General features: G+C 63.4%; 15 protein-coding genes and 1 pseudogene. 11 read left to right on the top strand and 5 right to left on the bottom strand.

Annotated features, from left to right (window positions below):
* The first annotated feature begins 15 nt into the window (after window positions 1-15).
* On the top strand, window positions 16-1,026 hold the full coding sequence (locus tag BM002_RS10885; protein ID WP_245749215.1) for a LacI family DNA-binding transcriptional regulator: 1,011 nt from the start codon (window positions 16-18) through the stop codon (window positions 1,024-1,026).
* On the opposite strand, the gene BM002_RS10880 is transcribed toward BM002_RS10885, so the two are convergent.
* Both BM002_RS10880 and BM002_RS10875 read right to left on the bottom strand, forming a co-directional pair.
* On the bottom strand, window positions 1,023-1,925 hold the full coding sequence (locus BM002_RS10880; protein ID WP_092780346.1) for a sugar kinase: 903 nt from the start codon (window positions 1,923-1,925) through the stop codon (window positions 1,023-1,025). The two genes, BM002_RS10885 and BM002_RS10880, sit on opposite strands and share 4 nt — an antisense overlap.
* Window positions 1,926-2,041: 116 nt before the next feature.
* Complete coding sequence (locus BM002_RS10875; protein ID WP_092780343.1) at window positions 2,042-2,836, bottom strand: DeoR/GlpR family DNA-binding transcription regulator; 795 nt, start codon at window positions 2,834-2,836, stop codon at window positions 2,042-2,044.
* A 392-nt stretch (window positions 2,837-3,228) separates the two neighbouring features.
* Between BM002_RS10875 and BM002_RS10870 the strand changes: the two genes are divergently transcribed.
* The 9 genes and pseudogenes from BM002_RS10870 to BM002_RS10830 all read left to right on the top strand — a co-directional run bounded on the left by BM002_RS10870 (window position 3,229) and on the right by BM002_RS10830 (window position 10,154).
* Entirely contained in the window at window positions 3,229-4,305 is a 1,077-nt protein-coding gene (locus tag BM002_RS10870; RefSeq protein WP_425431856.1) for an ABC transporter ATP-binding protein, read from the top strand.
* Window positions 4,306-4,317: 12 nt separating this feature from the next.
* The gene (locus BM002_RS10865; protein ID WP_092780337.1) at window positions 4,318-5,394 is read left to right on the top strand and encodes an ABC transporter ATP-binding protein; all 1,077 of its coding nucleotides are present in this window, start codon (window positions 4,318-4,320) and stop codon (window positions 5,392-5,394) included.
* Window positions 5,394-6,263, top strand: coding sequence for a carbohydrate ABC transporter permease (locus BM002_RS10860; RefSeq protein WP_092780334.1), 870 nt, complete (start codon window positions 5,394-5,396; stop codon window positions 6,261-6,263). Before BM002_RS10865 ends, BM002_RS10860 begins: the two co-directional genes overlap by 1 nt.
* A 3-nt stretch (window positions 6,264-6,266) precedes the next feature.
* Window positions 6,267-7,088, top strand: coding sequence for a carbohydrate ABC transporter permease (locus BM002_RS10855; RefSeq protein WP_092780331.1), 822 nt, complete (start codon window positions 6,267-6,269; stop codon window positions 7,086-7,088).
* Window positions 7,088-7,435: a hypothetical protein gene (locus tag BM002_RS10850; RefSeq protein WP_092780328.1), complete on the top strand. Its 348-nt coding sequence runs from the start codon at window positions 7,088-7,090 to the stop codon at window positions 7,433-7,435. Before BM002_RS10855 ends, BM002_RS10850 begins: the two co-directional genes overlap by 1 nt.
* 40 nt (window positions 7,436-7,475) lie before the next feature.
* Window positions 7,476-7,709, top strand: a pseudogene (locus BM002_RS10845) (carbohydrate ABC transporter permease); the annotation flags it as partial.
* Window positions 7,709-8,068, top strand: a complete 360-nt coding sequence (locus BM002_RS10840; protein WP_092780325.1) for a hypothetical protein — start codon at window positions 7,709-7,711, stop codon at window positions 8,066-8,068. The pseudogene BM002_RS10845 and the gene BM002_RS10840, both read left to right, overlap by 1 nt.
* A 12-nt stretch (window positions 8,069-8,080) precedes the next feature.
* Entirely contained in the window at window positions 8,081-8,356 is a 276-nt protein-coding gene (locus tag BM002_RS10835) for a DUF2160 domain-containing protein (RefSeq protein ID WP_092780322.1), read from the top strand.
* Between the two features lie 73 nt (window positions 8,357-8,429).
* On the top strand, window positions 8,430-10,154 hold the full coding sequence (locus BM002_RS10830; RefSeq protein ID WP_092780319.1) for an ABC transporter substrate-binding protein: 1,725 nt from the start codon (window positions 8,430-8,432) through the stop codon (window positions 10,152-10,154).
* 142 nt (window positions 10,155-10,296) lie between these two features.
* Here the strand turns inward: BM002_RS10830 and BM002_RS10825 are convergent, their stop codons facing one another.
* From BM002_RS10825 to BM002_RS10820, 3 genes are all read right to left on the bottom strand, one after another.
* Window positions 10,297-10,839: a flavodoxin domain-containing protein gene (locus BM002_RS10825; RefSeq protein WP_092780316.1), complete on the bottom strand. Its 543-nt coding sequence runs from the start codon at window positions 10,837-10,839 to the stop codon at window positions 10,297-10,299.
* A gap of 86 nt (window positions 10,840-10,925) precedes the next feature.
* Window positions 10,926-11,114, bottom strand: a complete 189-nt coding sequence (locus BM002_RS19095; RefSeq protein ID WP_139212337.1) for a hypothetical protein — start codon at window positions 11,112-11,114, stop codon at window positions 10,926-10,928.
* Between the two features lie 305 nt (window positions 11,115-11,419).
* Window positions 11,420-11,974: a phosphotransferase-like protein gene (locus BM002_RS10820; RefSeq protein WP_092780313.1), complete on the bottom strand. Its 555-nt coding sequence runs from the start codon at window positions 11,972-11,974 to the stop codon at window positions 11,420-11,422.
* A gap of 271 nt (window positions 11,975-12,245) precedes the next feature.
* Here BM002_RS10820 and BM002_RS10815 point away from each other — a divergent pair, with 271 nt between their 5' ends.
* The gene (locus tag BM002_RS10815; protein ID WP_092780310.1) at window positions 12,246-13,295 is read left to right on the top strand and encodes an ABC transporter ATP-binding protein; all 1,050 of its coding nucleotides are present in this window, start codon (window positions 12,246-12,248) and stop codon (window positions 13,293-13,295) included.
* Window positions 13,296-13,354: the final 59 nt, after the last annotated feature.

The raw sequence follows: 13,354 nt of genomic DNA, 5'->3' as shown, positions 1-13,354 counted from the left end.
TCGCGGTCTGATCCGATGCAACGCTCCATCCGCATGAAGGACGTGGCCCGCGCCGCCGGCGTGTCGGTGATGACCGTCAGCCGGGCGTTCAGGGCCGACAGCTCGGTCAAGTCGAACACCCGCGCGCGGATCATGAAGGCGGCGGACGATCTGGGCTATGTCTTCGACAGCACCGCCGCCAGCCTGCGGTCGCAGCGGACCGACTTCGTCGCCGTCATCATCCCGTCGCTCAACAATGCGAATTTCGCCGAGACGGTGGGCGGCCTGTCGGACGGGCTGGCGGAAAGCGGGCTTCAGGTTCTTCTGGGCTATACCGGCTATGACATCGCGGCCGAGGAACGGCTGGTCGAGCAGATGCTGCGCCGCAGGCCCGAGGCCATCGTGGTCACCGGCGGACGCCATTCCGACCGCACCATTCGCCTGCTGCGCGCCGCCGGAATCCCCGTGGTCGAGACCTGGGACCTGCCCGATGATCCCATCGACCATGTGGTCGGCTTTTCCAATGCGGCGACGACGCAGGTGATGGTCGATCACCTGGTGGGGGTCGGATATCGGCGCATCGCGTTCATTGGCGGCGACCGCGACGGAGATACCCGGGGGGCCGATCGACGGCGCGGCTTCCTCGCGGCCATGGCGTCCCACGGACTGCCGGTCGACCGTCTGGTCGGGGCGGGCGATCCGCCGATTTCGATGCAGCACGGGGCCGATGCGATGGCCCGGTTGCTTGACGGACTGCCCGAGACCGAGGCGGTGATCTGCGTGTCCGACCTGTCGGCCTTCGGGGCCCTTGCGGAATGTCAGCGGCGCGGTCTGGACGTGCCGGGCGACATCGCCATCGCTGGGTTCGGTGCCTATGAGATCGCGGGGGTCTGCCATCCGACGCTAACGACCATCGACCCCCAGTCCCGCAGGATCGGAGCGCGGGCTGCGGAGGTGATCCTGGGGGTGCTCGACGCGCCCGGTGCGCCCCGGCGCATCGCCATCGACCCGCGGCTGATCCCCGGCGGGACGACGCGAAACGCCTAGTCCAGCGCGACAAGCGCCCCGCGCCCGCCGATGACCCGGGCCGACAGGGCGCAGGCGACGGCGACGGCGCGGTCCATATCGGCCCCGGCCAGGCGTTCGGCAAAATAGGCGGCGTTGAAACTGTCGCCGGCGGCGGTGCTGTCGACGACCTCTCCGACCGGGTCGGGGGTGTGGGTGGCGCTGGACGGGCCGTCACAGAACAGGAGCATGTCCGCGCCGTTCTTGACCACGACTTCGCGCGCGCCTACCCCGCGATAGCGCGCCAGCGTCGCCGCCGGATCGGCATCGCCGAAGAACGCGGCCTCGTCCTCGTGCGAGGGCAGGACGATGTCGGCGACCGCTGCGGCCTCCATCACGGCGGCGCACATGGTGTCGGTGTCGGGCCAGAGCCTCGGCCGCAGATTCGGGTCGAAGGCCACCTGCGCCCCCGCCTGCCGCGCGGTCCGCACTGCATCGAGCAGGCGTCCCCGCGCTTCGGGTGTCAGGATGCCAAGGGTGATGCCAGAGACATAGACCAGATCGGCCCCGTCGAGGGCGCGGGCCAGCCGCGCGGGATCATCCGCCAATCGCCGTGCCGCCGCTTGGCCGCGCCAATAGGCAAAGCTGCGTTCCCCGTCGGTCAGCGAAATCATGTAGAGGCCGAGCGTCGCGTCCCCGTGCCGCCGCACCGTTCCGGTGCCGATGCCCGCGTCGCGGAACATCGCCAGCATCTCGTCGGAAATGGCGTCGTCTCCCACGTCGGTCAGGTAGTCAACCGCCCAATCGGGCCGCAGCCGCGCCAGATACCAGGCGGTGTTGAACGTGTCGCCGGCAAAGCCCCGCACATAGGTGCCGGGCGTCCCGGTGGCCGACAATTCGACCATGCATTCGCCGATGGAGACAAGTCTGGGGGTGCGCATCTGGAGGCCCTTATCTGGTATACCAGTTGCTTCTATCAGAACGGATTGCGGATCGTCAGCCCCCCGATCACGCGACCGTCCCGCCCCGCAAGCGGGCCGACCGGGTTCGCGTCGGATCAGGGGTCGAGATCGTCCAGCTTGGAATAATCCTGACCCGCATAGCGCACCCGCGTGCCACTCTGGTCGCACAGAGCGGCGCTGGCGGGGGAGAGCGGCAGGTCGGTGAAGAACATGTCGACGTCCGCCAACGATCCGACGCGGACCGGTGCGCTGCGGTCGAACTTGGAACCGTCGGCCACGAGGAACACTTCGCGGCTTTGCTGGATGATCGACTTGGTGACGCCGACCTCCTGAATGTCGAAGTCGAGGATGTCGCCGTCGTCGCTGAGCGCGGAGCAACCGATGATGGCATAGTCGAACTTGAACTGTTCGATCGTCTGGGTGGCGAGAGAGCCGACCAGCCCGCCGTCGGAGCGCCGCAGGCTGCCGCCGGTGACGATGACATTGGCGTCCGGATTGCCAGACAGGGTGACGGCGATGTTGATGTTGTTGGTGACGACCAGAAGGCCCTGATGGTTCAGCAACTCGGTGGCGACCGCTTCGGTCGTGGTGCCGATGTTGAGCAGGAGCGAGGAGCCGTGCGGGATATAGCGCGCGCATTGCCGGGCGATGTCGACCTTGGCGGTCAGGTTGATCTGGCGGCGTTCGTTGTAGCCGATGTTGACCGTTCCCGAGGGCAGGATCGCCCCGCCGTGGACCCGCTCCAGCTTGCCGTCCTCGGCCAGCTCGGTCAGGTCGCGGCGGATCGTCTGGGGTGTGACGCCGAAGTGATCGACCAGCCCGTCGACGGTCACCTTGCCCTCGCGACGGGCCATGTTGATGATTTCGGGCTTGCGCAGCGTCTGTCCCATTGTCCCCCCAGTCGCCCGGAAAGGTCCGAACGGAGCCGTTTTCGTATTGCGGCGATTTCGTCCCTCAGGCAAGGGCGCAGGCCCCATGCCGCGCCATTCCGGCCAAAAAAGCGGCGACGGACGCGGGAATCTTGGGCAAAGGGGGCCAGAGAACATCGAAAAAACAAATATTTCCAAGATACGAACAAAAACGAAAGATTTGGTCTTCACTTTGTGTTGGTTCTTTGTCTTCTATGGCGCATCGGGTTCGTCGCGGAGGGGGAGCCCGTCTAATTGTTGCCAGATCGGCGCTTCTGACCCAACGTCGAGGGGGGTGAGTCGGTGTCGGTCGATCGCGCTGCGCCACGGGGGACCGGGGGCAGTCGACAGGGGGGATATCCGTGACGCTTGAGATGAAAGCCGTATCGAAGGTCGTGGGAGGGCAGGTGCATATCCACCCGCTCGACCTCGTGCTGGAGAAGGGGACGATGAACGTCCTTCTGGGGCCGACATCCTCGGGCAAGACGTCGCTGATGCGGCTGATGGCGGGGCTGGATGCCCCCAGTTCCGGCAAGATCATCTGGGAAGGCCGCGACGTCACCGGCGTGCGCGTGCAGGACCGGCAGGTCGCCATGGTCTATCAGCAGTTCATCAATTACCCGTCGATGACCGTCTATGAGAATATCGCCTCGCCCTTGCGGCTGATGGGCAAGTCGCGCGACGAGATCGACGCCGCCGTGCGCAAGGCCGCAGACCTGATGCAGCTTGGGCCGCTTCTGGATCGCAAGCCGCTGGAATTGTCGGGCGGACAGCAGCAGCGCTGCGCCCTGGCGCGGGCCTTGGTCAAGGATGCGGGGCTTGTCCTGCTGGACGAGCCTTTGGCCAACCTCGACTACAAGCTGCGCGAGGAATTGCGGGTCGAGATCCCCAAGATCTTCGAGGAGGCAGGGTCGATCTTCGTCTATGCCACAACCGAACCCGAAGAGGCGCTGCTTCTGGGCGGCAATACCGCGACCCTATGGGAGGGGCGGCTGACGCAGTTCGGGCCGACGCCGTCGGTCTATCGCACGCCGGTCGATGCGACGACCGCCCGGGTGTTCAGCGATCCGCCGATGAATTTCCTGACGGTGACCAAGGCGGGTGACCGGCTGACCTTCGGAGAGGGGCAGGGGGTCGCCGCCACGGGGGCGATGGCCGGGCTTGGCGACGGCCCGTATCTGGCCGGGTTCCGGCCCAACCATCTGGAAATCACGCCGATCGGGCCGGGGGCCATCACCTTCGACGCGAAACTGGTGGTGACCGAGCTGACGGGGTCTGAGACCTTCGTGCATCTGGACCATCACGGCGAACGGTGGGTCGGGCTGATCCACGGGGTGCATGACTTGGAGTTGGGCGCACAGCTGGCCGTCCATCTGGACCCGCGCCACGTCTATGTGTTCCGCGAAAGCGGTGAACTGGTCGCGCCCGCGGCCTATGCGGCTGCGGCCTGAGGAGGGGCGGGGATGGCGAAGATCACGCTCGACAATCTGGCGCATTCCTACCTGGCCAAGCCCGCGTCGGAGGACGATTTCGCGCTAAAGCAGCTGGACCACGTCTGGGCCGATGGCGAGGCCTATGCCCTGCTCGGATCGTCTGGGTGCGGGAAATCGACCCTGCTCAACATCATTTCGGGACTGCTGCACCCCAGTCAGGGGCGCATCCTGTTCGACGACAAGGATGTGACGGCGGCCACCACCGCGGATCGCAACATCGCGCAGGTGTTCCAGTTTCCCGTGGTCTACGACACGATGACGGTGCGCGATAACCTGGCCTTTCCGCTGCGCAACCGGGGTGAAAGCGCCGCCTATGTGGCCGAGCGGGTGCAGGCCATCGCGCGGATGATCGGGATGGAGGACCAGCTGTCCAAGCGGGCGCGGGGCCTGACGGCGGATGCCAAGCAGAAGATCAGCCTGGGACGCGGGATGGTGCGCGAGGATGTGAATGCGCTTCTGTTCGACGAACCCCTGACGGTGATCGACCCGCACATGAAGTGGGAGCTCCGGACACAGCTGAAATCCCTGCACCACGAGTTCGGGCATACGATGATCTATGTCACCCACGACCAGACCGAGGCGCTGACCTTCGCGGACAAGGTTGTGGTGATGTACGACGGGCGCGTCGTCCAGATCGGCACGCCGGAGGATCTGTTCGAAACCCCGGCCCATACCTTCGTCGGCTATTTCATCGGCTCGCCCGGCATGAACGTCATTCCGGCGGAGGTGCAGGGCACGCGCGCCGTTGTACAGGGTCACGATGTGTCTCTGACACGGGGGTTCGGGACGCCGTCGGGCAAGGTCGAGATCGGGGTGCGGCCCGAGTTCGTCACCCTGACTGCCGGGGCCGGCCTGCCGGTAACGATCCGCCGGGTGGAGGATGTGGGCCGCCACAAGATCGTGCGCGCCAGCCTGTTCGGCGCCGACCTCAACATCGTGGTGGGCGAGGGGGTCGAGATCGGGGCCGACATGACCAATGTCACCTTCGCGCCCGCCAAGGTCGGTGTCTATGTAGACGACTGGCGCCAGACCGGAGAGGCTGCCTGATGAACAAGACAACCAATCAGAAGGCCTGGTTCCTGGTCCTGCCGGTGCTTTTGCTGGTGGCGTTTTCGGCGGTGATCCCGCTGATGACGGTGGTGAATTATTCGGTGCAGGACACCTTCGGGCAGAACGAGTTCTTCTGGGCCGGCCTTGAATGGTTCGAGGAGATGCTGCGCAGCGAACGGATGTGGGATGCCCTGGGCCGCCAGTTGCTGTTCTCCGGGATCATCCTGCTGATCGAGATTCCGCTGGGGGTTTTCGTCGCGCTCAACATGCCGAAATCGGGCTTCTGGTCCAGCTTCTGCCTTGTGGTGATGTCGCTGCCGCTGCTGATCCCGTGGAACGTGGTCGGCACCATCTGGCAGATCTTCGGGCGCGTCGACATCGGATTGCTGGGCTATACGCTGGATGCCCTGGGGATTTCCTACAACTACACGCAGGACGTGTTCGCCGCCTGGGCCACGATCATCGTGATGGATGTCTGGCACTGGACGTCGCTGGTGGCGCTACTGGCCTTTGCGGGGCTGAAATCCATTCCCGACGCTTATTACCAGGCCGCCAAGATCGATCAGGCAAGCCGCTGGGCCGTGTTCCGCTACATCGAATTGCCCAAGATGATGGGCGTCCTGATGATCGCGATCCTGCTGCGCTTCATGGACAGTTTCATGATCTATACCGAGCCGTTCGTCGTCACCGGCGGTGGCCCCGGCAACGCGACGACATTGCTGTCCATTGACCTCGTGAAGATGGCCCTGGGGCAGTTCGACCTTGGTCCCGCGGCCGCCTTCTCGCTGATGTACAACCTTGTCATCCTGACGATGGCCTATGTCTTCTACACCGTCATGACGACGCTTGAGAAACGGGAGGGTTGAGCGATGGCCGCACCCCGCAGATCCCCCCTGAACGGCAGCACCCTGGTGATCGGGCTTTACCTGCTGTTCCTGATGTTGCCGCTCTACTGGCTTCTGAACATGAGCCTGAAGACGAATACCGAGATCCTGAACAGTTTCACGCTCTGGCCCGACCGGCCGACGCTCGACAATTACCGCACGATCCTGACAGATGCGTCGTGGTACATGGGCTATGTGAATTCGCTGATCTACGTGGTGATGAACACGGTCATCAGCCTCGCCGTCGCGCTGCCTGCCGCCTATGCCTTCAGCCGCTACAACTTCATGGGTGACAAGCACCTGTTCTTCTGGCTGCTGAGCCAGCGGATGGCCCCTCCGGCCGTCTTCGCGCTGCCGTTCTTTCAGTTCTATTCGTCGGTCGGCCTGTTCGACACGCATATCGCGGTGGCGCTAGCGCATTGCCTGTTCAACGTGCCGCTGGCGGTCTGGATCCTGGAGGGGTTCATGCGGGGCGTCCCCAAGGAGATCGACGAGACGGCCTATATCGACGGCTATTCCTTCGGGCGGTTCTTCGTGAAGATCTTCATGCCGCTGATCTCGTCCGGGATCGGCGTGGCGGCGTTCTTCTGCTTCATGTTCTCCTGGGTGGAGCTTTTGCTGTCGCGGACGCTGACCACCGTGGACGCCAAGCCGATCGCCGCGATCATGACGCGGACACAGGGCGCGTCGGGCATCGACTGGGGCGTGCTGGCCGCCGCCGGCGTGCTGACCGTCGTGCCGGGGGCCTTGGTCATCTATTTCGTGCGCAACTACATCGCCAAGGGCTTCGCCCTGGGGAGGGTGTGATGGGCGATTTGCTTCCGCTGCAGGATATTCCGAACACCATCGAATTGAAGGATTTGCGCCGTTGGGCAAACATGTTCTTCGATATTCTTGAACGGGACGGTCACTATCGCATCCCATTGAAGCAAAGTTACTATTGGAGCGTCGCAAATCCCGAACGGATTTATTCCGATCCAACCCAAGAACCAGAATGGTCGGGCTTGGATGACCTGTACGATAATGTTCGTGACGTGATGATGTGCGAAAACAGTGACGCGGACGAACGCATTATATGCAATATGAAGGACTTTGCGGCACTCCTTCATTACATCTCAAGCGGACTGCCATTCAGGGAGCCCACCGATGCTTGACTGGGTGGCCTGGACCGGGCCCACGGCGGCCTTTCTCGCCTTCGCGGCGTTCTTCTGCTTCATGTTCTCCTGGGTGGAGCTACTGCTGTCGCGGACGCTGACCACGGTGGACGCCAAGCCGATCGCCGCGATCATGACGCGGACACAGGGCGCATCGGGTATCGACTGGGGCGTGCTGGCCGCCGCCGGCGTGCTGACCGTCGTTCCCGGGGCCTTGGTCATCTATTTCGTGCGCAACTACATCGCCAAGGGCTTTGCCCTGGGGAGGGTGTGATGCGGGTCTGGCTGTCGACTGCGATCGTGGCAATTGTCTGGGCCGGCATGGCCCCGGCCTATGTCGCCGACAATCATTCATGGTCGATGACCTGCAACGGCGACGGTTTCGTCCTGACCTCGGACTATCCGGTCGCGCGCTACATCGAGGCGGGCGCGCAGAGCGACGTCAAGACGGGCATCGAGAAGCTCTACCTTGGGCGCAGTTGCGACGCGACGAATACGCATCTGGGCAAAGGCAGCTGGTGTTTCTCGAACGGGGGGTTCCGCGCGCGGTTCGAGACGGGGGAAATCGCCTTTCCGCGTCAGGAACCGATCTGCGAGACTGCCGCCCCGGAGATGTCGGGCTGCCAATGCTGAAGGAGGGATACCATGCTTGACTGGATGGCCTGGACCGGGCCCACGGCGGCCTTTTTCGCCTTCATCGCGATCACGCTGGCGACGTTCACCGTGCTTGCCATCAAATACCCGGAGACGCCGCGTCGTGGTATCCTGGGGATCGAGACGACGCGGGGCGATCGTCTGTTCATCACGCTTCTGGGGTCGGCCTTCATCAATATGGCCTGGCTCGGGATCGTCGGCGCGAACCAGCCGTTCGCGCTTGTCGTCTGTCTTGTCTACGCCGCAGCGGTGTTCCGCTGGGTCTAGGGCAGGGGAGTTGGCGGGGTCGGGGTGACCCGGGCCCGTCGCAGGTAAAATCAACGTCTCAGGGAGGACCAAGATGAAACTACCACTCAAGACCTCAACGGCGCTGGCCGGGGTGCTCGGCCTGCTGGCCGGTCCCGCCTTTGCCGACATGGAAGCGGCGCGCGCGTTCCTCGACGCAGAGATCGGCGATCTGTCGGTCCTGTCGCGCGAGGAGCAGGAAGCGGAGATGCAATTCTTCGTGGATGCCGCCGCCCCCTATCAGGGGATGGAGATCAAGGTCGTCTCCGAGACCATCGCGACCCATGAATACGAAAGTCAGGTCCTGGCCCCGGCCTTCACCGCGATCACCGGTATCAAGGTCACCCATGACCTGATCGGCGAGGGCGATGTGGTCGAGAAGCTGCAGACCCAGATGCAGTCGGGCGAGAACATCTATGACGCCTATGTCAACGACTCCGACCTGATCGGCACCCACTGGCGCTATCAGCAGGTGCGCAACCTGACCGACTGGATGGCGGGCGAGGGGGCGTCGGTGACGCTGCCCACGCTGGACGTGGAGGATTTCATCGGCACGTCCTTTACCACCGGGCCGGACGGCAAGCTCTATCAGCTGCCGACCCAGCAGTTCGCCAACCTCTACTGGTTCCGCTATGACTGGTTCAACGACGAGAAGAACAAGGCCGACTTCAAGGAAGCCTATGGCTATGACCTTGGCGTGCCGGTGAACTGGTCCGCCTATGAGGACATCGCCGAGTTCTTCACCGGCCGCGACCTGTCCCATCTGGGGGTCGAGGGCGAGGTCTATGGCAACATGGACTATGGCAAGAAGGACCCGTCGCTTGGCTGGCGGTACACCGACGCGTGGATGTCGATGGCCGGCATGGGCGACGTGGGCGAGCCGAACGGCCTGCCCGTCGACGAATGGGGCATCCGGGTGAACGAGAATTCGCAGCCCGTCGGTTCCTGCGTGGCCCGGGGCGGTGCGACGAACTCGCCCGCTGCCGTCTATGCCGTGACCAAGGCGATCGAATGGCTGGAGAAGTTCTCGCCGCCCGCCGCCGCCGGCATGACCTTCGGCGAGGCCGGTCCGATCCCGGCGCAGGGCAACATCGCCCAGCAGATGTTCTGGTACACCGCCTTTACCGCGGACACCGTCAAGCCGGGTCTTCCGGTGATGAACGAGGACGGCACGCCCAAGTGGCGCATGGCCCCCTCGCCGCATGGTGTCTATTGGAAGGAAGGCCAGAAGATCGGCTATCAGGATGCCGGGTCTTGGACGCTGATGGAATCGACTCCCGTGGACCGGGCACAGGCCGCATGGCTCTATGCGCAGTTCGTGGTGTCGAAGACCGTGGACCTCAAGAAGTCCGACGTCGGTCTGACCTTCATCCGCGAGTCCACTATCGACTCCGAGCATTTCACCGAGCGTGCGCCCCGTTTGGGCGGACTGGTGGAATTCTATCGCTCGCCTGCACGCGTGGCCTGGTCGCCCACGGGCACCAATGTGCCGGACTATCCCAAGCTGGCGCAGCTGTGGTGGCAGAACATCGGCGACGCCATGTCGGGGGCCAAGACCCCGCAGGAAGCGCTCGACAGTCTGTGTGCCGATCAGGAGCGGGTGCTGGAGCGTCTGGAACGTGCCGGCGTGCAGGGTGACCTGGGCCCGGTCCTGAACGAGGAGCAGGATCCGCAATACTGGTTCGACCAGCCCGGTGCACCCTATCCCAAGCTGGAGAACGAGGACGAGGAACCCATGACCGTCTCTTATGACGAGCTCATCAAGTCCTGGACCGAGTGACCGGACCGGGCCGGGGCCTTCGTGGTCCCGGCCCATCACTCTCCCAAGGTCCGACCGGACCCACCTCGGGGCGGCCATCGCGGTCGCCCTGTTTTCATTCGGTAGCCGGATGGTTTGAGGGTCGGACCCGGATTGGCGTCGGTCAGGCGTAATGCGGCATGGTCGCCTGCAGGAAAGCATCGACCGCCGCGCTCAGCGCGTCCCAATCCGTGAACTCCCGCACGCCATCGATCAGGTCGATGTCCCGTCCGTTCAAAACGACGCTCCGCACGACCTGGGTTTCGAAATAGCCATAGCTGCTTGTGCGGACGGCACCGGCAGCCAGAAGTTCGGCGTCTGGCTCGAACCCTGTCCGCATCTCCATTTCAGCCAGGTAGTCCTGCGCCTCTTCCAGACCTTCGGAAAAGGACGCCTTCAGGCTGACAGAGATCAGGAGCGTTCGGCGGGTTTTCAATTCGCCCCGGCTGGCCGCGACGAAGGTCTCGAACGCTTCTGGATGGCGGCGTTCATGGACAGGGGCCGCCAGGATGACGGCATCCACGCCGTCAAAGGATGCGGCCCCCCGTTTTTCATCGGTGTTGAACATATGAACGGCGTGGCCAGCGCTGCGACACCGCTGCCCGATGAAGTCCGCGATCTTGCGGGTCTGACCCTCGACCGTGCTGAAAACGATAAGGATGTCCATCCAACACACCTCTCTGGACTGTCGTCAGGGCCATCGATCTCCCGCCGGAATGCAGGACGCCGAAGCGGGGAACCGCCGACAGAGAGTCAGTTCTGCGAACTGCGCTCGATATCAAGGAAGCGTTTGACACGTGCGGTCGAGAACGTTGACCGGGACTGACGTTGGAGTTTTTTCGACTGCGGATGCGGACGCTCGGTAACTTCGATCCGAGCATATTGCGCTGACCGTGCGGAGGCATTGGCGGCACGGACTCGGTCCAGGATGTGCTTGCTCATGGTGATCTCCCTTCAGGGGCGAACCATACCACGTTTTTCGAGATTCCGCAGCAGATGTTCGGAACCGATGCCGGTGGCGACCATAAGCGGGACCCTATCCCAAGCTGGAGAACGTGGACGAAGAGCCGATCACCGCCGCCTATGACGAACTGATCCAGTCCTGGGCGAAGTGACCGGGCCGGGCCGGGGCCCGTCTCGTCCCGGTCTTTAGATGATCTCGGGGCGGCCGTGATGGTCGCCCCGTTTTCGTGTGGTGGGGTGGTTTGGATCGGTTTTATTGGAGGATGTCGGTTAGGAGCCTATACCTACGTTGAAGACCCGGTGCTTCTGGCAAACTCTGACTTTCTTAGGCCCGAGCGCCAACAGTCCAGGACAAGCCGCGCGTTCTCCATTGCATTTTTCTGGCCATCCAACTCAATGTCGTAAACGCGGCCCGAATGGACAGTCCGATTGTCCAGTTCGGCGCTGCCAATCGGACGGTCACCGCGAACTCTCTCACGCCGCCGCAATTCCTCTACTTCGCAATGCAATCCCACAAAGAAGACGTCGAACGGAGCCAGCAAGGCCTTGAGCTGCGTTACAAATTCAGGCGTATCGAAAATATGCTCTATGATCAGGTTGTTCCCTGCCCCGGCATAAGCGGCGAGTGATCCGTGAAAACCGTCGAAGAACGGCTTGCGTAAGTCAGACCAAAGAAATTCCTTTCGAGCTATTCGCTCACTCGGCAAAACTCCGCCATCGCGAAGATGATCGATGGATATGTGCCAGAACGGGAGTTCGGCCAAATCTTGAATCGCGGTCGCTGTTGTGGACTTCCCGCTACTCGACGGGCCGTGAAGGATAATGACATGACCGGTCATATAGGCTACCGAAATTGATGGGTGCGGCATTGGATATATGCGGTCGATAAACGAATTGGAACGGCCGCTTGGTCCCGCAAATCGGACATTGCCGTACCCCGCTGTACTTCGGCGGCGAAAGCCTTCGCTTTCATTGCGAGATAACGACCCCGCCAGCAAGCCACGCACCAGACCCGCCGCCTTGCATACCTATGCAAGATTGCCTTGCCCAAAGGGGACGACGCTCCCTACAGTCATGGCATGACCTGCGCCGACTCGGAGGGGGCCTGACATGGCGGAAATTCAGCTGCGCAACCTGACCAAGCGATGGGGCAGTTTCGTTGGCGTCGACAAGTTCGACCTGACCATTCGGGATCGGGAATTCCTCGTCCTGCTCGGGCCTTCGGGATGCGGCAAGACGACGACCATGCGGATGGTCGCAGGGCTGGAGGATGCGACCGAGGGCGAGATCCTGATCGACGGCAAGCGGGTCAACGACCTCGACCCCAAGGACCGCGATGTCGCCATGGTGTTCCAGAGCTATGCGCTCTACCCGAACATGAACGTCTACGAGAACATCCGCTTTCCGCTGCGGGTACGTCGCATCGACCCCGCCACCCACGACGAACGGGTCCGCCGGGCCAGCGCCATGGTCGAGCTGGACGATTTCCTGCACCGCAAGCCTGCCGAATTGTCGGGGGGTCAACGGCAGCGCGTGGCTCTCGCCCGGGCCATCGTGCGCGAACCCAACGTGTTCCTGATGGACGAACCCCTGTCCAACCTTGACGCCAAGCTGAGGGTCAGCACGCGGGCGCAGATCAAGAATCTGTCGCACGAACTGAAGGTGACGACGATCTATGTCACGCACGATCAGATCGAGGCGATGACCCTGGCCGACCGCGTTGTGGTGATGAAGAAGGGCGTGGTCCAGCAGGTCGGATCGCCCACGGAAATCTATGACCGCCCGGCCAATGCCTTCGTGGCCAGTTTCATCGGCTCGCCCGCCATGAACCTGATGTCGGGGCAGGTGACCGGCGGCACCTTCACCGCCGATCGCGTGGCCATCGACGGGGTTGGCGCCCCCGACGGGCCGGTGACCCTGGGGTTCCGGGCCGAGGATGCGTCGGTTGTGGAGGGCGGCGGGCAGATCAACGCGCCGATCTACACGATGGAACTGCTCGGCGATGCGACCATGATCGCAGTGCGGATCGGCGGGGCGCTGGTGTCGGTGAAGGCCGACAAGACCTATCGCGCGGCCATCGGCGACATGGTGTCTGTCGCGGTTCCGTCGGATCACGTCCACCTGTTCGATGCGACGACCGGGGAACGGATCGACGGCTGACAGGGTCGAGCGGTCGGACTTTTCATCCGGAGTATCGCATGACAGGGTTGCCGCGCCCC

Source organism: Jannaschia pohangensis (assembly GCF_900113875.1).
GTDB classification, from domain to species: domain Bacteria; phylum Pseudomonadota; class Alphaproteobacteria; order Rhodobacterales; family Rhodobacteraceae; genus Jannaschia; species Jannaschia pohangensis.
This window is presented reverse-complemented; position numbering and strand designations above follow the sequence as displayed.